At 39.0% G+C, this 23,246-nt stretch carries 22 protein-coding genes and 1 pseudogene; 7 read left to right on the top strand and 16 right to left on the bottom strand.

Annotated elements, in window-relative coordinates; translation table 11 throughout:
• The 4 genes from SOI76_RS01735 to ispH form a co-directional block, all read right to left on the bottom strand.
• Nucleotides 1-975: a PilW family protein gene (locus SOI76_RS01735; RefSeq protein WP_104079749.1), complete on the bottom strand. Its 975-nt coding sequence runs from the start codon at nucleotides 973-975 to the stop codon at nucleotides 1-3.
• A complete protein-coding gene (pilV, locus tag SOI76_RS01730; protein ID WP_104079748.1) occupies nucleotides 975-1,478 on the bottom strand; it encodes a type IV pilus modification protein PilV in 504 nt (167 codons plus the stop codon). Before pilV ends, SOI76_RS01735 begins: the two co-directional genes overlap by 1 nt.
• Nucleotides 1,478-1,951, bottom strand: a complete 474-nt coding sequence (locus SOI76_RS01725; protein ID WP_104079747.1) for a Tfp pilus assembly protein FimT/FimU — start codon at nucleotides 1,949-1,951, stop codon at nucleotides 1,478-1,480. Before SOI76_RS01725 ends, pilV begins: the two co-directional genes overlap by 1 nt.
• Before the next feature lie 171 nt (nucleotides 1,952-2,122).
• Nucleotides 2,123-3,073, bottom strand: a complete 951-nt coding sequence (gene ispH, locus SOI76_RS01720) for a 4-hydroxy-3-methylbut-2-enyl diphosphate reductase (protein WP_016143645.1) — start codon at nucleotides 3,071-3,073, stop codon at nucleotides 2,123-2,125.
• Between the two features lie 122 nt (nucleotides 3,074-3,195).
• On the opposite strand from ispH, the gene gmk reads away from it, so the two are divergent.
• From gmk to SOI76_RS01695, 5 genes are all read left to right on the top strand, one after another.
• Entirely contained in the window at nucleotides 3,196-3,825 is a 630-nt protein-coding gene (gene gmk / locus SOI76_RS01715) for a guanylate kinase (RefSeq protein WP_002116973.1), read from the top strand.
• Nucleotides 3,826-3,897: 72 nt separating this feature from the next.
• Nucleotides 3,898-4,176, top strand: coding sequence for a DNA-directed RNA polymerase subunit omega (rpoZ, locus tag SOI76_RS01710; RefSeq protein WP_002116990.1), 279 nt, complete (start codon nucleotides 3,898-3,900; stop codon nucleotides 4,174-4,176).
• A gap of 38 nt (nucleotides 4,177-4,214) precedes the next feature.
• Entirely contained in the window at nucleotides 4,215-4,370 is a 156-nt protein-coding gene (locus SOI76_RS01705) for a hypothetical protein (protein ID WP_014207816.1), read from the top strand.
• Nucleotides 4,371-4,385: 15 nt separating this feature from the next.
• Nucleotides 4,386-6,491 carry a RelA/SpoT family protein gene (spoT, locus tag SOI76_RS01700; RefSeq protein ID WP_032057263.1) on the top strand — a complete coding sequence of 702 codons (2,106 nt, stop codon included), beginning with the start codon at nucleotides 4,386-4,388 and terminating at the stop codon, nucleotides 6,489-6,491.
• A 146-nt stretch (nucleotides 6,492-6,637) separates the two neighbouring features.
• Entirely contained in the window at nucleotides 6,638-7,021 is a 384-nt protein-coding gene (locus SOI76_RS01695) for a RidA family protein (RefSeq protein WP_002116996.1), read from the top strand.
• 32 nt (nucleotides 7,022-7,053) lie between these two features.
• Here the strand turns inward: SOI76_RS01695 and SOI76_RS18670 are convergent.
• A pseudogene (locus SOI76_RS18670) lies at nucleotides 7,054-7,137 on the bottom strand (hypothetical protein); the annotation flags it as partial.
• A gap of 102 nt (nucleotides 7,138-7,239) precedes the next feature.
• On the opposite strand from SOI76_RS18670, the gene bfd reads away from it, so the two are divergent.
• Together bfd and bfr are read left to right on the top strand one after the other, a co-directional pair.
• A complete protein-coding gene (gene bfd / locus SOI76_RS01690) occupies nucleotides 7,240-7,434 on the top strand; it encodes a bacterioferritin-associated ferredoxin (RefSeq protein ID WP_009392016.1) in 195 nt (64 codons plus the stop codon).
• Between the two features lie 243 nt (nucleotides 7,435-7,677).
• Complete coding sequence (gene bfr, locus SOI76_RS01685; protein WP_016143648.1) at nucleotides 7,678-8,142, top strand: heteropolymeric bacterioferritin subunit Bfr; 465 nt, start codon at nucleotides 7,678-7,680, stop codon at nucleotides 8,140-8,142.
• Between the two features lie 43 nt (nucleotides 8,143-8,185).
• Here the strand turns inward: bfr and SOI76_RS01680 are convergent, their stop codons facing one another.
• From SOI76_RS01680 to aroK, 11 genes are all read right to left on the bottom strand, one after another.
• Complete coding sequence (locus SOI76_RS01680) at nucleotides 8,186-9,814, bottom strand: PglL family O-oligosaccharyltransferase (protein ID WP_104079746.1); 1,629 nt, start codon at nucleotides 9,812-9,814, stop codon at nucleotides 8,186-8,188.
• Nucleotides 9,815-9,962: 148 nt separating this feature from the next.
• Nucleotides 9,963-10,445: a pilin gene (locus SOI76_RS01675; RefSeq protein WP_104079745.1), complete on the bottom strand. Its 483-nt coding sequence runs from the start codon at nucleotides 10,443-10,445 to the stop codon at nucleotides 9,963-9,965.
• 347 nt (nucleotides 10,446-10,792) lie between these two features.
• The gene (locus SOI76_RS01670; RefSeq protein WP_104079744.1) at nucleotides 10,793-11,353 is read right to left on the bottom strand and encodes a TPM domain-containing protein; all 561 of its coding nucleotides are present in this window, start codon (nucleotides 11,351-11,353) and stop codon (nucleotides 10,793-10,795) included.
• Entirely contained in the window at nucleotides 11,347-12,429 is a 1,083-nt protein-coding gene (locus SOI76_RS01665; protein WP_104079743.1) for a TPM domain-containing protein, read from the bottom strand. Before SOI76_RS01665 ends, SOI76_RS01670 begins: the two co-directional genes overlap by 7 nt.
• A gap of 24 nt (nucleotides 12,430-12,453) precedes the next feature.
• A complete protein-coding gene (locus tag SOI76_RS01660; protein WP_002117090.1) occupies nucleotides 12,454-13,044 on the bottom strand; it encodes a LemA family protein in 591 nt (196 codons plus the stop codon).
• Between the two features lie 130 nt (nucleotides 13,045-13,174).
• Nucleotides 13,175-14,062 carry a metal-dependent hydrolase gene (locus tag SOI76_RS01655; RefSeq protein ID WP_104079742.1) on the bottom strand — a complete coding sequence of 296 codons (888 nt, stop codon included), beginning with the start codon at nucleotides 14,060-14,062 and terminating at the stop codon, nucleotides 13,175-13,177.
• A 173-nt stretch (nucleotides 14,063-14,235) separates the two neighbouring features.
• Entirely contained in the window at nucleotides 14,236-15,657 is a 1,422-nt protein-coding gene (gltD, locus tag SOI76_RS01650; RefSeq protein ID WP_104079741.1) for a glutamate synthase subunit beta, read from the bottom strand.
• Nucleotides 15,658-15,726: 69 nt separating this feature from the next.
• Complete coding sequence (gene gltB, locus SOI76_RS01645; RefSeq protein ID WP_171293229.1) at nucleotides 15,727-20,202, bottom strand: glutamate synthase large subunit; 4,476 nt, start codon at nucleotides 20,200-20,202, stop codon at nucleotides 15,727-15,729.
• Between the two features lie 461 nt (nucleotides 20,203-20,663).
• On the bottom strand, nucleotides 20,664-21,548 hold the full coding sequence (locus SOI76_RS01640) for a hypothetical protein (RefSeq protein WP_104079738.1): 885 nt from the start codon (nucleotides 21,546-21,548) through the stop codon (nucleotides 20,664-20,666).
• 16 nt (nucleotides 21,549-21,564) lie between these two features.
• The gene (aroB, locus tag SOI76_RS01635; RefSeq protein ID WP_104079737.1) at nucleotides 21,565-22,647 is read right to left on the bottom strand and encodes a 3-dehydroquinate synthase; all 1,083 of its coding nucleotides are present in this window, start codon (nucleotides 22,645-22,647) and stop codon (nucleotides 21,565-21,567) included.
• A 28-nt stretch (nucleotides 22,648-22,675) separates the two neighbouring features.
• Complete coding sequence (gene aroK, locus SOI76_RS01630; protein WP_016142884.1) at nucleotides 22,676-23,245, bottom strand: shikimate kinase AroK; 570 nt, start codon at nucleotides 23,243-23,245, stop codon at nucleotides 22,676-22,678.
• Nucleotide 23,246 lies beyond the last annotated feature (1 nt).

The raw sequence follows: 23,246 nt of genomic DNA, 5'->3' as shown, positions 1-23,246 counted from the left end.
TTATCTGCTCCCAAAACCATTTCTCAAGGCGATTGTCTGGGAAATAACCTGCCTAATATATTTTGGGCTATTTGACTGTGGGGTCTTAACGGTTACTGTACGATCAAGCACATTAAATGTTTGATTATCCTTAATAGCGGTATCTCGTCCTACAGACTGTGTAGAACGGGTTAGCATTCCTAATTGAACTGATAAAATACGAGGTCTCGGTGAAGCATAATTCGTTAAATAATCATGAGAACTAATATAACGATACTGTCCATTTCCAATATCAATACCTAATAGAACTCTAAAATAATCAACGCGTTTCATAATGATCTGTCCAGCATCTCCAAAATCCGTAATTTCTGTAGGTGAACCAGATTTTGGATAATGACCAGAGTCACAAGCTAACGCCAATGCCTTATTGGATTCACTTGTTAATGCTCTTGTATCAACTCTTAAAAAATATCGCTCTACAATATAATTATTTGTTGTATTAATTGACTGTCCTTCACAATCAAAACCACCTATTTCAGTAGGAGCAAACTGAATAACCAACTGATCACTGGTAAAATCATTAACATTTGATGCGCCCGCCCATGCCGGAGCAGTGCCGACACTATCTCCATCGCTTTGAGTTAGTAAGGTTAAAGGAACTTTTGCCTCTAAAATAGAATTGGGTAAATTAGCAATTTTTGTATTGCCATTTAATGTATCAATAAAGGCATTCGCTGTAGAAGTAAGTACAACTCCACCATATGTTGTTTGATCATTCATAAATGCCCGACTAGCATCTAGATTAGCTAGTCTGATATCTTTAACTATGTAGTTCAAACCAAAATTAGCATTATCCTGTAAATCTGTCGCACCGTGCTGTAGCGTTAAACTTTTTTGTCCAGTAAAAAATAATAAAATTGCTGCGGCAGTAATAATCAAACCTAAGGTTAAGGACAGCATTAACTCAATTAAAGTAAAACCATATTGGTTTTTCATTAATAAACCTCCATGATTAAACAAGTTGATGCCGCGTTATAACTTGTGCCATTAGTACAATCTGTTACACCATCACCATCTGTCGCACTAGTATCTGCCCATGCAACATAAATACAATTACGCCCATTATTATTACCTTTGCACGTCATCATATTTATAGTCATACCTAAGGCATCTGCATTTTTTGCAACCTGAGAAACATCGAAATCTGCTAACTCAGTTAAAGTACAATTACTTGTTGAACAATTTTTTTGAGATATTTTTTGATTTTCAGCTGTGCTGATTTCTGTTTTATATTTATTTAAGGCTGAGCGGTTTACTCTTATTCTTTCTGCTAAATCACGTGCAATATTAATTCCCTGTGCACGATATGTAGCCTCCGAAGTAGCTTCTATTGCCCGATATTGCAAAGCCACATATCCCAAAACACCTATTGCGAGTAAAAGTAAGGCAACTAATATCTCCACCAATCCTATACCTTTTTGATTTTTATAATTTTGCATTAACAAGTTTCCTTTGGATTCATAAAGATGGAACCCAGTTTTGATAAAACAAAACTTTTCTTAACGTGTAATTGAGAATTGCACATAGAAATAAGCAAATCTTGTGAAATACTAGAAACCGTCCCATTTGGTATAAATATGATGTTTGAGGTAGATAGTGATGTTGTAGTTCCATCCGTTGCTAAAAGTTTTAGCTCAAGACTATTATCTTTGTCTGCAATCCAGTTAAAAGTTGTTAAAGTATTAGCAGCATTTGAGTTTAGATTTACAGAAACATTTGCATGACTTAGTACAGCCTGACTTTTCGCATCAGATAGTGTGTTGATTAAGTCTCTTTGATTAGTATCAAACCTTATACTTTCTAATAAATTCGACATAGATGGCGCGGCCATCATCGCGATAATCGCCATGACCGCAATCGTCACCATAAGTTCAACCAAGGTGAACCCGTCTTGCGGAGTAATTCCCCTCATCCCCAGAACCCCAAATAAACTTAAAAATTTTTTATTTATTAATTAAATTTTACGCCTTATGTTTACAAAACAAATACAAAGCAGATAAAGGGTATAAAAAAACAGATAACTGTCATATCAACAATTATCTGTTTAACTATTTTAAAATCAGTATGTTAAATAAGTCACACTTTATGCTTGAGTCACATGAATGCGTAATTCTTTAGGAAGACTAAAAGTAATATTCTCTTCACGTCCCTCTAACTCTTTCGGTGCTTGAGCACCCCAATCTTGTAAACGTTGAATAACTTGTTTAATCAAAATTTCTGGCGCAGAAGCACCAGCGGTAACACCGATCTTGCAAGTCTCATTGAACCATGACTGCTCTAACTGATCAGCATTATCTACAAGGTAAGCAGCTTTACCCATACGTTCTGCAAGCTCACGCAATCGATTTGAGTTTGATGAGTTAGGTGAACCTACAACTAAAACCACATCACACTTTTCAGCTAAATCACGCACAGCATCTTGTCTGTTTTGAGTTGCGTAGCAAATATCATCTTTACGCGGCCCCTGAATATGTGGAAATTTTGCACGCAAAGCATCAATAACCTTAGCTGTATCATCAATAGAAAGCGTTGTTTGTGTTACGAAAGCAAGTTTTTCAGGATGTCGTACGGTAAGTGCAGCGACATCTTCTTCATCTTCAACCAGATAAATATCACCGCCTTTTAATTTGTCATATTGCCCCATTGTGCCTTCGACTTCTGGGTGCCCTTCATGACCAATTAAAATAGCTTCAGTACCTTCACGCGCATATTTAGTCACTTCAATATGAACTTTAGTCACTAAAGGACAAGTCGCATCGAAAACTTTTAAACCCCGGCGTTCAGCTTCTTGTTGAACTGCTTTTGAAACCCCATGCGCACTAAAAATTACAATTGAGTCATCCGGAACCTGATCTAGTTCATCAACAAAAACGGCCCCTCTCTGACGTAAGTCATCAACCACAAATTTATTGTGTACAACTTCATGACGTACATAAATAGGAGGGTTGAAACATTCTAAAGCCCGATTGACGATTGCTATGGCTCGATCAACACCGGCACAAAAACCACGCGGATTAGCTAACACAATTTCCATAACAGCCTCAAAATTAATAAAACAGGGGAATTTCTCTTGAATATTTGCAATTAAAACTATTCAGTTTAAACGCACGGTACACTACAATAGCGAAGATATTTTATCATATCAGGAAAAATATCATGTCGGGTCTATTGTTTGTCGTTTCTGCTGCATCAGGAACGGGCAAAACATCTTTGGTAAAAGCCCTGCTTGACCGTGTGAGCAATTTACATGTTTCAGTCTCGCATACAACCCGAGGTCAACGTCCCGGTGAGTTAGATGGTGTTCACTATCACTTTACTACAAAAGATGAATTTCTAGACCAAGTCAACCATGATGGCTTTATTGAATACGCTGAAGTATTTGGTAACTACTATGGCACTTCTCAAGCTACGGTAAAACAACAGTTAGCTCAAGGACACGATGTCTTACTTGAAATTGATTGGCAAGGCGCAGAACAAGTCCGCAAACTTTTCCCTGAATCCAAGCAAATATTTATTTTACCTCCAACTCAATTTGACCTACGTCAGCGTTTATCTAATCGCGGCACTGACTCAGTTGAAGTCATTGAGCATCGTTTAAGCTGTGCAGTAGAAGATATGCAGCACTACACGAACTTTGATTACATCATTATTAATGATGATTTTAATAAAGCCTTACATGAGCTTGAAGCGGTGATTACAGCGAACCGTTTGGTGCTATCTCAGCAAGCAAAACGTCATCAAACTTTAATTCAGGACTTGATTACTCCTCAACCAAAACAGGAATAACTTGAGTCTAGATCGAAAGCCTTTTATACTATTTAGTCTGTTCAAATTCACCATTCCAAAACGAGAACTTTTATGGCACGCGTCACCGTTGAAGATTGTTTAGATCATGTAGACAACCGTTTTGAGCTTGTGCTCGTTGCAAGTAAACGTGCTCGTCAATTGGCACGTCAAGGCATGGAGCCAACTGTAGAATGGGATAACGACAAACCGACTGTAGTTTCTTTGCGCGAAATCGCGGCAGGGCACGTTACGAAAGAAATTCTTAAACAACGTGAGCAAGATTATCAAACTTCTAGTCTTGATCTTGCCCTTTCTACAAACAGCTTAAATTTAGAAGGTTTTTCTTTCTAATTCACTCTGTTTCATAAAAAAACCATCGTTTTTCTGCGATGGTTTTTTATTTGGCTTTGCGCCATATTCAAACATATTGGGAAAAGCAATTATTTTCATTGAAAAAAAAATACACTTTTTCAAATGAAAAAATTGACAAGTTCCGCAATATGCTTTTCATTAAGAAGCAGATAGATTTAGTTTTTCAGCAATAGGAAAAAGGGTGATTTATGCCAGGCGAAGAGGTCAGCCAAGCCAAGCAACAGCTCAAATTAATTATCGACCCTTACTTATCGGTAAGCGAAGTCGAAAAAGTGCTTGCTGCCTGCGATTTTGCCGATCTAGCGCACACTGGCATTACACGTAAAAGTGGCGAACCCTATATTTTGCATCCGATTGCGGTAAGCTGCATTCTTGCAAACATGCGTTTAGATGCTGAAACTTTAATGGCAGCACTTTTGCATGATGTTATTGAAGATACTCAATATACAAAAGAAGATATTATTGAGAAGTTTGGCTTAACAGTTGCAGAGCTAGTTGATGGTGTAACCAAACTTAGCCAATCAAGCGATAAAGAATATAACAAGGCAGCTTCATTCCGAAAAATCTTGCAAGCGACCTTACAAGATCCACGTGTCATCATTATTAAATTAGCAGATCGCTATCATAATATGACAACTCTAGGTGCTCTACGTCCAGATAAACGTGCCCGCATCGCTCAAGAAACTTTTGATATATTTGTACCGATGGCGAGATTAGTCGGCATGAATGAAATGGGCGATAATCTAGAGAACCTCTGTTATCAAAACCTTGATCTAGATATGTTTGATAACGTCCAAAATGCTTTGCTTCAAACAAAGCCAGAACGCTGTAAATATCAAAGTATTTGGGAACAAAACCTCGCAGAACTTCTGCATAATTATCATATTCAAGGCCGTATTAAAAAGAAAAATAACAATATCGAATTATTACGCCATTTCGTTAAAAACGAGATGGATCTCCAAGAACTTACTCATAGTCATGCTTTTGAAATTGTTCTACAAAGCATTGCCGACTGTGACCGCTTAGAAGAAGCATTAAGAGAAAACTTTCAGGTTATCCAGTACCAAGACCACATTCGTCGCCCATTACCCGGCGGTAATCAGTCTTTACTGATAAAGCTTAAAGGCGAAAAAACAACACTATCACTTACCATTCAAACCGAGCTCATGCGTAAAGCTGCCCGTTTTGGGGTAGTATTAGGCGAAAATGCGCCGCAAACTTGCCGTTCTGCCATTCAGGCTTCAATGCAGAACTTAAATACATTGATTGACGGCGAATGCGCTAAAACAACTTTTAATGATTTGCTTGATTATCTACACCAAGAAAAAATCTGGGTATATACGCCCCATGGTCAACTGCATGAGCTACCGCAAGGCGCTACCGTAGTTGATTTTGCTTATTCAGCAAGCTTATTTTTAGGTAACCATGCGGTTGGTGCAAAAGTCGATGGAGAGATTAAACCACTCTCTACACCATTAGTTAGCGGTCAGGTTATCGAGATTATTACGGATGTTTTAGCAACACCAAACCCAGACTGGCTAAGCTTTATTAATACGCAAAAAGCGCGTCGCGCATTACAGCATGTGCTTAAAGATCAAGATATCGAAGAACAACGTCTTGTTGGTGCACAAGCACTTTCTCGTGCACTAAAACTTTTTAATCGTTCAATCAATGATCTTTCTGAAGCGGACTGGTTAGATCTATTGCAATGGCGCCACATCGATAATAAAAATACATTGTTTGAACAAATTGCGGTTGGCGATTTACTACCTCAACTTGTAGCAAACCACCTGTTTGCTCATGATAAACATCCGCAAGTAGAAAACTCAGATCGACTTATTCAAAGTACGGAAGGAGTCGACGTTAAATATGCACACTGCTGCAATCCTATTCTAGGCGATCCAATTCAAGGACATTTAACACGTCGCGGGTTAATTGTGCATCGAATTCGCTGTCATAACTTGCTACATGAACAACATTTACACCCTGAAAATATCATGCCGCTTCAATGGAAAGCAGATGATGTAGATGATGTCCGTTTTACAGCATACCTCGCTATTTATATGGCAATGAGTGACGAACAGGTATCAGACCTAATCTATCAATGTCGTAAAAATAACGCTGGGGTAGAGATGGTTCACTCAAATGAGCAAAGAACTTTTGTGAATATTGTAGTGAATAACCGAAAACATATTGCAAAAGTCATTCGTGATTTACGCATGCACTATGGTTTCCCACGGATTGAACGTTTAGATGCTCCTGCTCCACAAATGGAAATTTCAAAAGTAAGTTAAATCTTTATAGAGACTATTGGTTATAAATTTATGTTTCCTTAACAAAATCAAACTTTCCAAATTCACTTAATCAATTAAATCGATGATACTTTTGTCCAAAGCTATCATCGATTATGATGGAAATAGATTTAATCAAGGAGAACCAAATGTCCCGCCAAGTCATTCATACTGAAAATGCCCCTGCTGCTATCGGCACATACTCTCAAGCTATTTTAGTAGACAATACGCTATATCTTTCAGGGCAAATTGGTTTAGACCCATACAGTATGGAACTTGTAGAAGGTATCGAAGCTCAAATTCGCCGTGTATTTGATAATTTAAAAGCAGTTTGTGAAGCTGCTGGTGGTTCACTTGCAGATATTGCTAAGCTCAATATTTTTTTAACTGATCTATCAAATTTCCAACTCGTAAACCAAATTATGGGTGAATATTTTGCTCAGCCCTACCCTGCACGTGCAGCTCTTGGTGTAGCAAGCTTGCCAAAAGGCGCATTAGTAGAAATGGACGGAATTGTAATTATTAATCAATAAGATATAAAAATTAAAATATCTAAATTTCACTATTTAGTTTTAAAAACATGAACCACCTTGGCATAAAAATCTAAATTCTTTTTAGATTTCCGCTTAGGTGGTATTTTTTTATCCAAAATCCCAATAATGATAAATGAGATTTTAAATGAATTTCATTGACAAACGATAATAATTATCAATAATATCAATTATCGCATTTATATTTGGGGATCACTCCCATGTACGTTTGCTTGTGTCGTGGCATTACCGATCAGGATATTAAAGACGCTGTTGAAAATGGCGCTGAAAGCTATCGTGAAATTCGCGACTTGCTTGATCTTGGTACATGCTGTGGACGCTGTGCACCAGAAGCTCGCGCTATCATTAGCGAAGAATTAGCAGAAATCGCTGCTCGCATTTCTGTGGCTGCATAATAAAAATTAATATCTAACAAAATTTATTGACTCCTCCACCGCTTTTTGCTGAACCTTTATAGTTCCTCATTCAAGCGGTTTTTTTTGACATAAAAACATCCTTTCTAATATTGTGTTGTTTTTGATTGCGATTTTCATTTGCTGTTCCATAAATTACTCGCCATCTCCATGATTGTTCACTAAAATGGATTTATAGATTGCCTTAATTAAGTTTGAGGCAGAAATTGTTTTGGAGTAGCTACAATGAAAGGCAATCGTGATGTCATTAATCAGCTCAATCAAGTGCTGTATCATCATTTAACTGCAATTAATCAATACTTTTTACATTCGCGCATGTTTAATGACTGGGGAATTGAGCAGCTTGGCTCTGCTGAATATAAAGAATCAATTCGTCAAATGAAACATGCCGATAAAATCATTGAACGTATTTTATTTTTAGAAGGACTACCTAACCTTCAACATTTAGGTAAGCTTTATATTGGTCAACACACAGAAGAAGTTTTGCACTGTGACATTCGTAAAGTAAAAGAAAATATAGAAGCAATTCAAAAAGCGGTTGCTTTAGCTGAAACAGAGCAAGATTATGTCACTCGTGACCTTGTTCAAGAAATTCTAGAAAAAGAAGAAGAATACTGGGACTGGCTAGATACTCAAATTGATCTTATTGGCAGCGTAGGTATTGAAAATTATATCCAGAGCCAAATGTAATTTCTCATAAAAAAATCCCCTTATACTTAAGGGGATTTTTTTATTACTTCTCTTTTAGTAATTCCGATAGCGTTATTTTCTGTCTATAGAGATGCTGTAAAATAAATATCTGCTGCTGTGCCTGCTCTACTTTTCCATTATAAGCAAGCAATTTTGCATATTTACGTAAGTTATATGGAGTAGGCTTATTCTTTATAAAATTTCCCCATTCAACCAAATCAGCTTCAGATAAAACATTTTGGGGATTAAGTTCAATCCACTTTAAACGCTGCTCAAACTGCGTTAAAACAAAAATTTTACCGCTTCCCATAAATTCAGCGTTTGGACGCTTTTTATTAAAAAGCAAATTACTATTCAGAACATAGACATTGTAATCACGTAGAATTGCAATAATAAGCAATAAACTTACAACCAATGATAAGCGAAGAAGATGTTTGTTGAGGATAATTCCTTTAAGCACAGGAGTCTGAGCTTGCACAATACCAAGTAGGAACCCACAAGTAAGCAAGAAATAAGCATAACGTTGTGGAAACTCTAACATGGCATGAATAAGTACTGTACATACCATCATAATCGCAATGATTGAGATGGTATTTTTAGCTTGTTGGTTTAACCAAATAAACCAGCAAGCAAAGTAGGTAATGATTACAGTACCCAGTGGAATACCATTCCAGATAATTAAATCGAGCAGCACATTATGAGCACTAGTCGTCCACTCTCCTGTTGGGAAAGCATGATAAACCGTCATTTGTGCCACACTGGTTTGATTCCAACCATAACCCAACCAAGGGTGCTGCTGTACAGCAAGCAACATTTGTGACCAGATATTAAAACGTAAATACCCAGAGCTTGCTCTTTCAACCAAACTACTTGCTTTGGTTACATCAGTACTTGACCATGCTTCAATTAAATTAGTAGCAAATGGTAGAATTACACCAGCCATTACGAAAAAACCGACGCACCACAAAAAACCTTGAAAAACTCCAAATCTTTTTTGTTTCCCAAATTTTTTAACCATCCAGTAGATAAATAAGAATGGAAAAACAATCCATGAAGTGCGTGACTGACTCAAGGCAATCGTAAATAAAATAATAAGTGCTGAAGGCAATAATAACCACAATGTTACTTTATTCTTTTCATATAAGTATAAACATCCTAACAACCCAATAATTAAGAATGTCGCCATGTTGTTGGGTTGACCAAAATTACCGTAAGGACGATTACCAATTAGATGAAGTGTATAAATTAAATGTGATTCAATATTCAGCCACTGGAAAATTGCTATAAGACTAGTTAATAGCGATGTAATAATTACTAGTAAGCTAAAACCTGAAAAAATTTGATCTCTCTTTTTTTGTTCTAAAGATAGGTTGTAGCCAGCCAAGACCATAAACCAAAAACCAAATAAGTAAAATGTACTTAATAAAGCCGTACTTAAATCAAAAACTAAACCGAAACCCCACTGGACAATAGGAATTAAAGTAAATGGGAGCAACAATATCTGTGCTCTAGGAATTTTAATATTTTGTTGAATTAGGGCAGCTAATACGCATAACCCAGCCCCAAAAGTACTCACTTCACTTGAGAACATGACCCAAGGGCTGTAGTGAAATGGAGACAACCATGCAGAACCTAACAGGATTGCAGCGAGAAATAGGAAGAATACTTGCATAGTAAGAGGTTAGAGACCAAAACTTGTGGGAATTATACATGTAAATAGTGAAGGATAATCTTAATAAAAATAGGTGATAAACTACAATTTATAAAATAAAAAAAGCACCTTGCTTAAGGTGCTTTTTTTATTTTTAATTAGATATAAATTAACGCTTACTACCCTTCATATATTTATCCAAAGTATCAGTAGAAGTTTTAGTACACTCGAAATTACCACCAGCATTCACACTACAATCTGCATTAAAAACTAGAGATTTCACTTCAGATGTTCCTGTAAATGCAATATTTACCTTACCTGGCGTTGCTGGAGTAGTCCCTGCTGCTGCTGCTGGAGCTGTACCAGTAATTGTTACAGCGCCTGAAGCATAGTTAGGAGTAGGTAAAGCTGTGCCAGGAAAATCATATCCCTGAAGCTCAGTTAGTGTATCGCATTTAGTACCATCTGTTGCTTGGTCATTTAAGCAATTCTTAATAGCCGACTTAATACCTTCCACATCTGCTACATTAGAAGCCCATTTTGTTCTAACCGTATAATCCTGATAAGCAGGAATCGCAATTGCAGCCAAAATACCAATAATGGCAACTACGATCATGAGTTCGATTAATGTAAAACCTTTTTGTGCATTCATAGCCTTTTCCCCAAAGATTGTATGTATGTTTTTATATAAGCTTTTTCAGCTATCAACTATATAGCAGCATCCATGCCAACTTTTATTTTAATTAAAAAACAGATACTTACACTATAATTAACTATTCTTAAATATTAAATAGGTGTAAGTAATTGACAAAAAATGTCATATAAATTTTTATAAAAACAATTCACGCATTAAAAAAAATAAATTACACAATTCAAATTTTATGTTTATTTATGTGAATAAAATCTCTTTAAAAATAAATATGTAGGTGACATTTTTTGTCAGTCACCTTTAAAAGTAAAATTATGAAATTAGCTAATACTGGAATGTTACAAGGCGAGTTAATTAAGAATAATCGGAGCATTCCCCAATTCATTGGATTGATCAGTCATGTTTTCGTCATAAAACCGTGACATCACTTCTCCAATTTGTTGTACGCCAATCACTACAGCTTGCTGATATTCTTTTTGCTTAAGCTTTTGTACTATTACTTCACAAATCTGTTGCCAGACTTGCTCGTTAGTCGCATTTCTAATACCACGGTCAAATATAATTTCTACTGTTCGCTCACATAAATTTAGGTATAACAATACACCACTATTTAATGCAGTATCCCAAACACCTAATTCTGCAAATAATTGCTGTGCTCTTAATCGAGTATTTTGTCTGTAGGCTTGTGATACTGGAATATGGCCTTCAATTACAACCTGTATTTCTCCAACATGGCCATGTTCTGCTTGTTGTACAGCATCGGCAATAGCTTGCTTATCTTGTTTTGAAAAATAACGACTACTAGCAGGTAAATAGCATAGATGTTTAAACCAACGTTTTATGCTTGGCTCTACAGATTCCTCAATTTTTGGTTGAGTAATAATTTGTGTTGTTTCTGATGTTGTTACCATGAGCCTGAAGCACCTCCACCGCCAAAACGGCCTCCGCCGCCGCCATAGCCTCCGCCACCTCCGCCGAAGCCTCCTCCACGTCCACCGCCACCAGAACCACTCAGAATGGCCTGTAAAATAAATTGGGCAATTGATGTAATGAGTAAAAAGAAAATACCAAAACCAAGTAGTAAGCTAGTGACTAGTCCTGCCCCATTTACGAACCCTGCTACTGCAGCAGCAACACCTGCTGTAGAGGCACTAAGCGGACGACCAACAATAAACGAACCCACAATTCCAGCAACAAGAATAAATAAAGCCATCGTCAGCGTTGTCTGCTTGGCTTGCTGTTCTTCTGCAGCTTGATGTTGGCGCTCTTTCAAGTCTTGGGCAGCTTGCTGTGCTACTTCTGGGTCAAGGTTTAAAATTCTTCCGATTTCATCAAGACCTGCACTCAAACCTTGCGCATATTGGGCTTGTTTAAAATAAGGTGTAATTTGGTTTCGAATAATCCGACTTGCCACAATATCCGGCAATACCCCTTCTAAGCCATAACCGGTTAGTATTTGTATACGGCGGTCATTTACAGCGACTGCAATGAGTAATCCATTGTCACGTTTAGATGATCCCAATTGCCACTTTTCGCCAACACGTAACGCATAATCAAAGATATCTTCTTGACCAGTTGTGGGAACAATCACAATACCAATCTGCGCTTTGCCTTGTTGATATAAACTTAGAATTTTTTGATTAAGTTGCTGCTTCTCAGCCTCGCTTAAGATATTGGCTTGATCAATCACAGGCTGGTTTAAAGTTGGCAAACCACGAATTGATTCACCATCAGCCATATCATTCGCAACTTGGACTTGAGGAGCAGGACTTGAAGCAGCTTGCCCCTCTAGTTTAGTTGCAGCAGCTTGAGTTTGTTGCTTTTGAATAATTTTGCCAGCAACTATTGCATCAGCCTCATCGGTAGCAGTTGCAATATTAGTTTCACTGCATGCCGTATTCTGAAAAAGAACACCACAACAGAGCAAAATTAAGGTCGAAATAAAGACCTTAATTTGCTTTGATTGAAGCAATAGAGTATTTCTCATACGGCACTCCTTTGATTTATAAAATTAATCAAAAGAAACTTTTGGAGCCTGTTGTGCAGATGCTTCTGCAGAGAAATTGGCTTTTGGATGCATACCAATTACTTTTGCTGTTACTGCCTGCGGGAACTGACGCACATATGAGTTATAGTCTTGTACTGTTGTAATATAACGATTACGCGCAACAGCAATACGGTTTTCAGTACCTTCAAGCTGAACTTGTAGTTCTTGGAATTGAGTATTAGCTTTCAAATCTGGGTAATTTTCCGAAACAGCGATGAGTCGAGATAACGCCCCTGTTAATTGACTTTGAGCCTGTTGATATTTTTCAAGTAAAGCTGGGTCTTCTAAAACTTCTTTATCAACTTTTAAACCTGCCACATTAGAACGTGCCTGTGTCACTTCAGTTAATACTTGCTCTTCATGCTTAGCATAGCCTTTAACGACGTTTACAAGATTTGGTACCAAATCTGATCGACGTTGATATTGGTTCTGTACTTCAGACCACGCTGCTGTTACAGCCTCATCTTTTACTTGTAGAGTGTTATAACCACACCCCGAAAACAGTAAGGTACTGGCAAGTGTTGTTGCGATCGCAAATTGTTTCAACGTTTTCATCGTCACATTATCCTCAAGTTTTTCTTTATATTTTTAACCTCTTTACCTGATTGTATGATGAATTAGGCATTATTGTGTTGCTTTTATTTTATTGATTTTAAAAAACCGGACTTTTAAGTCCGGTTATCTATTAGCTCAATCGCTGATCTTTTTCTTGTTCAAAACTTGCCATTTGATATTCTTCTGCTAAAGAGCTTTTCCAATAATTAACCATCCTGCCATAATCTTTTTGACTCGGATGAAAGTCTTTTTTGTAATATGCGAAGTATTCCGGCATTAACTGAACAAGCATCTTCATCAGCAAATATAATCCAAATAAATTACCCCCAATTTTAGGTAAGCTATTCCATTTATCTTGCCAAAATAAACGAGTTGTCCCATAAAAAGCGAGACTCGCAAATCCAGTAGTGACGCTACGCATGAGTAAGCGACGGATACGATCATCACCATATACATGTTGATAAACATCAAATGCAACCGAACGGTGTTCAATTTCTTCAATCGCATGCCATACCCAAAGTTTTAGCGCATCTTCATCTAGCGTCTTTAATAACTCTGGATGCTGTAAGACATATCCCCCAAGTAAAGCAGTGAAATGTTCAAACGCACAGGTCAATGCCAATTGCAGCTTAGGTGGAATTGTTCTTAAATATTTATCACGCTCATTTAGCCAATTTTGAAAACTGTCAAGATTATAATTATCCCGTCGCCAAGCTTCATTAAACTCACTATGAGCTTTGGAATGCATGGCCTCTTGTCCAATGAAAGCCGCAATTTGTGCTTGTAGTTGAGGATCTGAGACTTTATCACGCACATTACGAACGCTATTTACAAAAAACTGCTCTCCTACAGGAAATGTTGATGAGAGTGCAGTTAAAAAATGCGACATGAGGGGTGAATTTGCAAAATAGTGCCGCTTAATTGCCTTTGGATTAAATTCAAGACGACGCACTGTAATACCCAACGCTTTTCGACGATTTAAATATGATTTTTCTGCCGTCATACCTGCGATGTTCATATTCAACACCTACTGTATTGAAGAAGGAAGTTTCGAGTATGTCGCGAGCTTTAAACGCTAAAAAGGGCAAAAAAGCTTATTATATTTGCCAAAAACATCAAAGTGACTAATGGTAGACAATAAAAAAGCCTACTTGAAGTAGGCTTTTTTGAGTGTTTTAACAAATGTCTTTATTAAACACCAAGATAATCCAAAATGCCTTCAGCAGCTTGACGACCTTCCCAAATCGCGGTCACGACAAGGTCTGAGCCACGCACCATATCACCACCAGCAAAAATTTTTGGGTTTGATGTCTGGAATTTGAATTCTTGCTTTTCAGCTGCGACAACACGACCTGAACCATCAAGATTAATATTCACATTACCAAACCAGTCTGCTGGGCTTGGGCGGAAACCGAAAGCAAGTAAAACTGCATCAGCTGGTAATACTTCTTCAGAACCCGGAATTGGCTCAGGGCTACGACGGCCACGACTATCTGGTTCACCCATTTGTGTCGTTACCACTTTTACGCCTGTCACTTTGCCATTTTCACCAACGATTTCGACCGGTTGACGATTGAACAGGAATTTAACGCCCTCTTCATAGGCATTTTTTACTTCGCGCGCAGAACCTGGCATGTTGCTTTCATCACGACGGTATGCACAAGTTACATCGTGAGCACCTTGACGTAAAGAAGTACGGTTACAGTCCATAGCGGTATCACCACCACCTAGAACAATCACTTTTTTACCATCTAAGCTGATGTAGTCACTTGGATCTTTTTCCCAACCTTGGCAACGGTTCACGTTAGAGATTAGGAAATCAAGTGCATCATAAACACCATCAAGATCTTCACCTGGGAAACCACCTTTCATGTAGGTATAAGTTCCCATACCCATGAATACCGCATCATATTCTGCAAGTAATTCATCAATCGTGATGTCTTTACCAATTTCAGTATTTAAACGGAATTCGATGCCCATACCTGTGAAAATTTCACGACGGCGTTTCATTACATCTTTTTCCATTTTAAATTCTGGAATACCAAATGTAAGTAAGCCACCAATTTCAGGACGCTTATCAAATACAACTGGTTTAACACCACCGCGAGCTAGAATATCCGCGCAGCCTAAACCAGCAGGACCTGCACCAATAATTGCAACTTTTTTGTCAGTCCATTTTACGCCTGACATATCTGGACGCCAGCCTAAAGCAAAAGCTGTGTCATTGATATATTTCTCAGCATTACCAATGGTCACTGCGCCAAAACCATCATTTAAGGTACAAGCACCTTCACACAAACGGTCTTGTGGGCATACGCGACCACATACCTCAGGGAGTGTGTTGGTTTGATGACAAAGCTCAGCAGCTTGGAAAATTTGGCCTTCAGCGATCAGTTTTAACCAGTTTGGAATGTAGTTATGTACAGGACATTTCCATTCGCAATATGGATTACCACAGCCTAAACAACGGTGTGTCTGATTAGTGACAGTTTCCGATGTAAAAGGCTTATAAATTTCCACAAATTCTGCTTTGCGGACAGTAATATCTTTTTTCTCTGGATCTTGACGTGGTACATCCAGAAATTGAAAGTCATTATTTAGGCGTTCTGCCATGTCTCTCTCCGTGGGTAGGCGCGGATTTCCTTGTTGCCCGCACCTGCCTATGTCTTTGCAGTCGTGGAATTATTGTGGGTCAGCTTGTGTTGTTTTCAAAAGCGTTTGCAAGTTAGCAGCTTTTGGTTTCACAAGCCAGAATTTACGGCTGTAGAAATCGAACTCATTGCGGATTTTATAAGCCCAAGCACTACCAGTTTCTTTAATGTGCTCATCGATAATACGCAACAAGAACTCTTTATGATCTTCCATAGATTCTGTTGAAATACGATTTAAATCGATCAATTCGTGGTTGTAGTAATCTACGAAGTCATTATCGAGGTCAAGTACATAAGCAAAACCACCGGTCATGCCCGCACCAAAGTTATGGCCTACTTTACCAAGTACAGTCACAACACCACCTGTCATATATTCACAACAGTGATCACCAGCACCTTCGATTACAGCAAATGCGCCAGAGTTACGAACTGCAAAACGCTCACCCGCTGTACCTGCTGCAAAAAGCTTACCGCCAGTTGCGCCATACAAACAGGTATTACCAATAATTGCCGTGTTTTGTGTTTGGAAAGGCGAACCTTGTGGCGGGAAAATCGAAATACGACCACCAGCCATACCTTTACCTACGTAGTCGTTTGCATCACCCTCAAGACGGATATGTAAACCACCAGCATTCCAAACACCAAGAGACTGACCAGCTGTACCAGTTAAGTTCATTACAACCGGATGTGCTTCCATACCCAAGTTGCCATAGCGACGAGCAATTTCACCTGATACACGAGCACCGATCGAACGGTCACAGTTCACAACCTTGAAGTTAAACTGACCACCTGCACTTGATTCAATTGCAGGAAGTATTTCAGCAACCATTTTCTCAGCTAAAACGCCTTTATCAAATGGTGCATTACCTTCTACTTGACAGTATTGTGCTTTACCTTCAGCAGAAGGATGCGAAGTTAACAGAGCACTTAAATCAAGGTGAGCATGTTTTTCAGTCTCGCCCGGTAATACTTCAAGCAAATCAACACGACCAATTAAGTCTTTCAATGAAGAAACACCTAATGCAGCCAGCCATTCACGAGTTTCTTCCGCAATAAAGTGGAAGAAGTTGATGAGCATTTCTGGCTCGCCAATGTAGTGCTCTTGACGTAAATGATCTTGTTGAGTTGCAACACCAGTTGCACAGTTATTTAAGTGACAAATACGGAGGTATTTACAACCTAGAGCGATCATTGGTGTTGAACCAAAGCCGAAACTTTCAGCACCTAAAATTGCTGCCTTGATTACATCAAGACCAGTTTTTAAACCACCATCAGTTTGTACACGTACTTTGCCACGTAAGTCATTTACACGAAGAGCTTGATGCGCCTCACTCAAACCTAATTCCCATGGAGAACCCGCATGGTGAATTGAAGAAAGTGGAGATGCCGCTGTACCACCGTCATAACCAGAAATGGTAATGAAGTCTGCATATGCTTTAGCAACACCTGCTGCAATTGTTCCTACACCCGGCTCAGATACCAATTTCACAGATACCATTGCTTTCGGGTTAACTTGCTTCAAGTCAAAAATTAACTGAGACAAATCTTCGATTGAGTAAATGTCATGGTGTGGTGGAGGTGAAATTAGCGTTACACCCGGTACCGAGTAACGTAAACGTGCAATTAAACCATTTACTTTACCACCTGGTAACTGCCCGCCCTCACCTGGTTTTGCACCCTGAGCAACTTTAATTTGCAATACTTCAGCAGAAGTTAGGTATGCAGGAGTTACACCAAAACGACCAGATGCGATCTGTTTGATTTTTGAGTTACGAATTGTTCCGTAACGAACAGGATCTTCACCGCCTTCACCAGAGTTTGAACGACCACCGATCGTGTTCATCGCGATTGCGATTGCTTCGTGTGCTTCTGGAGAAAGAGCACCTAAAGACATACCTGCCGAGTCAAAGCGAGGTAAGATATCTTCAACTGATTCAACTTGCTCAACTGGAATTGAATTCGTTGTTTTTAACTTAAATAAGTCACGGATTGTCGCTACTGGGCGGTTATTCACCAGCTCAGCATATTCTTTAAAGTCTTCGTATTTACCAGAGCGAACGGCTTTGTGTAATGCATTAATTACATCTGGGTTGAACGCATGGTACTCTTTATCAAATACGAATTTAAGTAATCCACCTTGATCAATTGGCTTACGATTTGACCAAGCTGCCACTGCTAATTTTTTCTGGTCTTTTTCAAGGTCAGCAAATGTTGCGCCCTGAATACGGCTTGGGACACCTAAGAAACATTGATCAACAACTTCAGATGACAAACCTACTGCTTCAAAAAGCTGACCGCCGCGGTAAGAAGCAACTGTAGAGATACCCATTTTTGAAAGAACTTTTAATAAGCCTTTTTCAATACCTTTACGGAAGTTTGCTTGCGCATGGATTGGGTCACCTAAAAGCTCACCTTTAGCAATCAAATCATTGATCACGTCATATGCAAGGTATGGATAAACTGCGGTTGCACCAAAACCAAGTAATACCGCAAATTGGTGCGGATCACGTGCAAAACCAGTTTCAACCATGATATTTGCATCAGTACGCAGGCCAGTTTTGATGAGGTAATGATGTACCGCACCTGTTGCAAGTGCTGCGTTCGCAGGTAATAAACCTTGGCGGATATTTTTATCTGTTAAAACAATTAAAGTTTTGCCATCACGAACTGCTTGCGCCGCTTCTTCACAGATACGCGTGATCGCCGCTTGTAAGCCTTCTTCTTCGGCATAGTTTAAATTGATATCAACTGCTTCGTAACCCGGACGCTCAATGCTACGGATTTGCTGCATTTTTGAATTTGATAATACAGGGCTAGAGATGATGATACGATCAGCATGCTCAGGACCTTGCTCAAATACATTCTGCTCACGACCTAAACAGGTTTCGAGCGACATTACAATTGACTCACGTAGCGGGTCAATTGGGGGGTTTGTCACTTGAGCAAACTGTTGACGGAAATAATCAGTCACATGGCGTACTTGACGAGACAATACAGCCATTGGCGTATCATCACCCATAGAACCTACAGCTTCTTGTCCACTTTCAGCAATTGGACGTAACAATTGGTCGCGCTCTTCAAATGTCACCATAAACATTTTTTGAGCTGCTTTTAAAGCATCGCCAGTTAAACCTTTATCGACTAATTGTTCTTCAAGCTCTGGATTTGCTTTTAGTCGAATTGCATGGTCACGCAACCACTCACGGTACGGACGCATGTTTTTCAAATGCGTACTAACATCTTTAGTATCAAGTACTTTACCTGTTAAGGTATCAACTACTAAAATTTGGCCAGGGCCTACACGACCTTTAGAAATAACATCTTCAGGCTCATATCCCCAAACACCAATCTCAGATGCCAAGGTAATGTAATCATTTTTGGTAATCACCCAACGTGCAGGACGCAAGCCATTACGGTCAAGCATACAAATCGCATGACGACCATCTTGAATAACAAGGCCAGCTGGACCATCCCAAGCTTCCATATGCTTAGAGTTGAACTCATAGAAAGCACGTAAATCTGCATCTAGAGTTTCTACGTTTTGCCAAGCTGGTGGCACGAGCATACGTAAGGCACGGAATAAATCCATACCACCACCCACCAAGATCTCAAGCATATTATCTAAGCTTGATGAGTCTGAACCCGTACGGTTAACGATTGGGTCAAGCTCAGTAAGGCCTGGTAATAATGGGTTTTCAAATTTAGGAGTACGCGCCAACGCCCAGTTACGGTTTGCTGTAATTGTGTTGATCTCACCATTATGAGCAAGATAACGGAATGGTTGAGCCAAAGGCCAACGCGGTAATGTATTAGTAGAGAAGCGTTGGTGGAATACCACGATATGTGATTTTAAACGCTCATCTGCTAAGTCTGTATAGAACTCAGCAATTGCAGCCGGCATCATCAAGCCTTTATAGCTGATTACTGTCGAACAAAGCGTAGTCACATAGAATGACGGATCATTTTGTAATTGTTGTTCTGCACGACGACGTGCCAAGAATAATTTACGGTTAAATTCAACTTCAGTCACACCCATTGGACAGTTCACAATGACCTGTTCAAAAGCTGGTAAAGATTGAAGCGCAATTTCACCTAATGCATCGTTATTTGTAGGGACAACACGCCAAGCCAGTACACGTAGGCCATCTGACTCGATTTCTTTCGTTAAAATATTTTTAGAATGTTGCGCTAATGCCGGATCAGTATTTAAAAATACAGTACCCACAGCAAAAATTTCACTCAGTGTAATATCACTCAGTTTTTTTGCTTCATCACGGAAAAATTGCTTTGGCATCGCCAATAATAAGCCGCAACCATCTCCCGTCTTGCCATCTGCGGCAATACCACCACGGTGCGTCATGCAACTTAAACTGTGAATCGCGGTTTCCACAAGATGATGACTTGATTCACCCTTCATATGGGCGATCAGTCCAAAACCACAGTTATCCTTAAACTCATCAGGTTGATATAAACCTTGAGCGGGAGCTACAGTATTAGGCGATGGCATGTGCATAGCGTACCCTTCTTTCAATAAGGCTCTTTCGAGCGTCAAACAAACAACTTCTTTTTGCGATAGTGCCTACGGACGACAGTTAGCTCAATGTTTCGCAAAAAAAAATTTTGGGCTGATAAGCCAATATACGCTGTTCCATTTTTACGTACACTGGTTTTTGCTAGAAAAATGTTTTGACTTATTTCGCACTCTTTTAAAGCAGTTCGACCCCACGACTCTGCATAGAATTCACTCTTTAGAGCGCCAAAATAGTTTGCAGCACATTAATAAGCACAAGAATAAAGCAAAAACTATGCCAATATAATTTTTAGAGGTTAAGTGTTTATATTTGTTAAAAATAGGTAGGTTTTATTCAGGCTATCATTTTAATAAATGACCAAATATGCACCACTGTCGATCAAAATATATATATGCTTTTTGTTTTCGCACCATATTTGTGCAATTTAACCTTATGATTAATTGCCTCGTGTGCCCTCATTTGTTGCATTTTTTGCAGAAGCTTCTGTTGTGCGATTTTGTTGGGTCTTTTTAGCCGCATCAGCTGCACCAGAATTAGACTGATGTACGTCCACCACATTTCCTTCAGCATCTCGACGAATAATTGTTGTTCGAGTTGTAGAGTTTGTTGCTGGAGTAGCTGCTTTAGGTTGTGTATTCACGGTTCCACCTACGCCGCCCCCTATGAGCAAGGACTCATCAATTTTAGGCAGGGCAGCTGGACGTAATCGCACTTCATAAGTTTGACTCATTCCACCTTTCATTTCGTCCGCACCTAAATCATTAACTAAGGGTGCATAGGTCGAGAATTGTTGCGGATGAGGTTTAACCGACTCAGGCAAATCAAGATTTAGTTGGGTTAACTGCTGAATTGCATCTTCAGAACGTTTAAATACACCATATGTCAAAACATATTGTTCAGATTGCTTATCTCCACTTAAACGGAAGTAGATAAATTTATTTCGTTCTGGACGATTTTTTAAAAAGTTTTTAATAATATCTTCATCAGACGCACGGAAAAGCTCAAGCGTCCATTGTTTCTTGTTTTCATTAATAAATTTTGTACCGCGGAACTCTACCTCATGTTGACCAGAAGCAACCGTACGGGTTGTTAAATCAAGAGGTCTAACTTCATCAGCTAAAGCCCCTAAATTAGCCGTTGTTGCTACTTTTTCAGGCTGAATCTGCACTGGCGCATCCGAATCAGCTGATTTTTCAACTTCAACCAGCTTTTTACTATCGGTCATTATCCAAAAAATAAAAGCCAGCAACAAGCAGACGATACCACCCACCAACCAGATATATTGTTGAACATTCTGCCAAAGTGTACGTGATACAGTCATGTGTTACCTTAATTTATTATCCGTGTTGATTTGCCAAAATAGCTTGTTTCATGAGTTTGACATCAAAGTCTTTGGTAATTACTGCTTGTCCAAGTTGCTTTAACAATACTAATCGTAATTGACCATTGAGAACTTTTTTATCATGCGCCATATATCCAAGGAATTCATCCAAGGGAATTTTTGGACATGATATCGGCAAATTAGCGCGTTGAATAATTTTTTTTGTACGCTCTACATCATCGCTTGAAATCCAACCTAAACGTTGTGATAAATCAGCGGCCATTACCATACCTGTTGCTACTGCTTCACCATGCAACCAAGTGCCATAGCCAAGATAAGATTCAATTGCATGACCGAAAGTATGCCCTAAGTTGAGTAAAGCTCGTTCGCCTTGCTCTTTTTCATCGTTAGCAACAATACGCGCTTTATGAGCACATGAACGATAGACAGCTTCTGCTAAAAGTTCAGCATCCCGCCCAATTAACCCATCCATATTCTGCTCTAACCAAACAAGAAAATCAGCGTCACCCAACAAGGCATATTTAATGACTTCCGATAATCCAGCCGATAACTCTCGATCCGGTAAAGTATCGAGTTGCGCCATATCAGCCAAAACAACTTGAGGTTGCTGAAATGCACCCAGCATATTTTTACCGAGTGGATGATTAATACCAGTTTTACCGCCTACACTTGAATCTACTTGTGAAAGGAGCGTAGTTGGAACCTGAACAAAATAAACACCGCGCTGGAAACATGCCGATGCAAAGCCAGCCATATCACCAATAACACCACCACCCAAAGCTAGAACCGTACAATCACGATTAAAACCAGCTTCAAGTAATGCATCAAAAATCAAATTTAAATGCTGAATATCTTTATATTTTTCACCATCAGGCAAAATACAGGTCGCTACAGTTTTACCCAAACTTTTTAAAGCTTCTTGATAGTGAGATAAATATAAAGGAGCAACCGTTTCGTTACTCACGATCATGACCTGTTGACCATGAAGATAAGGCTCAAGCAACTGCTTAGGATCAAGTTGACTGCCAATAAAAATAGGATAACGGCGTTCGCCTAATTCAACATGTAAAGTTTGCATGAGTTTATAAAACCACAAGTAAGTTTGGCTATTTTAGCGGGTTGGACAAAATAAGTTGCAAAATCTTTTGAGCAAGATCACGAGCAGCGCCTTGATTGGTTTCAATCGTGTAATGAGCAACTTCACGATATAAAGGGTCACGTATTTTTAACAAATCTCGTAATTTTTGTTCAGGATTTTCAACTTGTAATAACGGTCTGTTTTTATCGCGATAAGTTCGTTGTAATTGTAGTTCTACAGGGGTGTACAGATAAACAACTATACCACGTTGCTTTAGAAATTCGCGATTGGGTGCTTGAGTAATCGCCCCTCCTCCTGTCGCCAACACTAAGGCCTTACGAGAAGTCAACTCGTTTATGACTACGGTTTCACGAGTACGAAATCCAATTTCCCCTTCTTTCTCAAAAATCCAGGGAATAGTGGCGCCTGTTTTGCGTTCAATTTCATGATCACTATCTAAAAATTCACGCCCTAATAGTTCGGCTAAATGACGTCCAACGGTTGTTTTTCCTGCCCCCATGGGCCCTACCAAATAAATATTTGGCAGGGTTTCAAACGCTTTGCTTGGCAAGGCGCCACCTATTTCAATTGCTTTCATT

Source organism: Acinetobacter pittii (assembly GCF_034064985.1).
GTDB lineage: Bacteria > Pseudomonadota > Gammaproteobacteria > Pseudomonadales > Moraxellaceae > Acinetobacter > Acinetobacter pittii_H.
This window is presented reverse-complemented; position numbering and strand designations above follow the sequence as displayed.

Bases quoted from the DNA above. Each gene is read 5' to 3' on its own strand.
- ispH (WP_016143645.1), bottom strand. From the start codon at position 3,073: ATGGAAATTGTGTTAGCTAATCCGCGTGGTTTTTGTGCCGGTGTTGAT.
- bfr (WP_016143648.1), top strand. From the start codon at position 7,678: ATGAAAGGCAATCGTGATGTCATTAATCAGCTCAATCAAGTGCTGTAT.
- gmk (WP_002116973.1), top strand. From the start codon at position 3,196: ATGTCGGGTCTATTGTTTGTCGTTTCTGCTGCATCAGGAACGGGCAAA.
- SOI76_RS01660 (WP_002117090.1), bottom strand. From the start codon at position 13,044: ATGAAAACGTTGAAACAATTTGCGATCGCAACAACACTTGCCAGTACC.
- gltB (WP_171293229.1), bottom strand. From the start codon at position 20,202: ATGCCATCGCCTAATACTGTAGCTCCCGCTCAAGGTTTATATCAACCT.
- bfd (WP_009392016.1), top strand. From the start codon at position 7,240: ATGTACGTTTGCTTGTGTCGTGGCATTACCGATCAGGATATTAAAGAC.
- gltD (WP_104079741.1), bottom strand. From the start codon at position 15,657: ATGGCAGAACGCCTAAATAATGACTTTCAATTTCTGGATGTACCACGT.
- SOI76_RS01670 (WP_104079744.1), bottom strand. From the start codon at position 11,353: ATGGTAACAACATCAGAAACAACACAAATTATTACTCAACCAAAAATT.
- rpoZ (WP_002116990.1), top strand. From the start codon at position 3,898: ATGGCACGCGTCACCGTTGAAGATTGTTTAGATCATGTAGACAACCGT.
- SOI76_RS01675 (WP_104079745.1), bottom strand. From the start codon at position 10,445: ATGAATGCACAAAAAGGTTTTACATTAATCGAACTCATGATCGTAGTT.
- SOI76_RS01735 (WP_104079749.1), bottom strand. From the start codon at position 975: ATGAAAAACCAATATGGTTTTACTTTAATTGAGTTAATGCTGTCCTTA.
- SOI76_RS01705 (WP_014207816.1), top strand. From the start codon at position 4,215: ATGGTTTTTTATTTGGCTTTGCGCCATATTCAAACATATTGGGAAAAG.
- SOI76_RS01695 (WP_002116996.1), top strand. From the start codon at position 6,638: ATGTCCCGCCAAGTCATTCATACTGAAAATGCCCCTGCTGCTATCGGC.
- SOI76_RS01640 (WP_104079738.1), bottom strand. From the start codon at position 21,548: ATGACTGTATCACGTACACTTTGGCAGAATGTTCAACAATATATCTGG.
- spoT (WP_032057263.1), top strand. From the start codon at position 4,386: ATGCCAGGCGAAGAGGTCAGCCAAGCCAAGCAACAGCTCAAATTAATT.
- aroK (WP_016142884.1), bottom strand. From the start codon at position 23,245: ATGAAAGCAATTGAAATAGGTGGCGCCTTGCCAAGCAAAGCGTTTGAA.
- aroB (WP_104079737.1), bottom strand. From the start codon at position 22,647: ATGCAAACTTTACATGTTGAATTAGGCGAACGCCGTTATCCTATTTTT.
- SOI76_RS01725 (WP_104079747.1), bottom strand. From the start codon at position 1,951: ATGAGGGGAATTACTCCGCAAGACGGGTTCACCTTGGTTGAACTTATG.
- SOI76_RS01665 (WP_104079743.1), bottom strand. From the start codon at position 12,429: ATGAGAAATACTCTATTGCTTCAATCAAAGCAAATTAAGGTCTTTATT.
- SOI76_RS01680 (WP_104079746.1), bottom strand. From the start codon at position 9,814: ATGCAAGTATTCTTCCTATTTCTCGCTGCAATCCTGTTAGGTTCTGCA.
- pilV (WP_104079748.1), bottom strand. From the start codon at position 1,478: ATGCAAAATTATAAAAATCAAAAAGGTATAGGATTGGTGGAGATATTA.
- SOI76_RS01655 (WP_104079742.1), bottom strand. From the start codon at position 14,062: ATGAACATCGCAGGTATGACGGCAGAAAAATCATATTTAAATCGTCGA.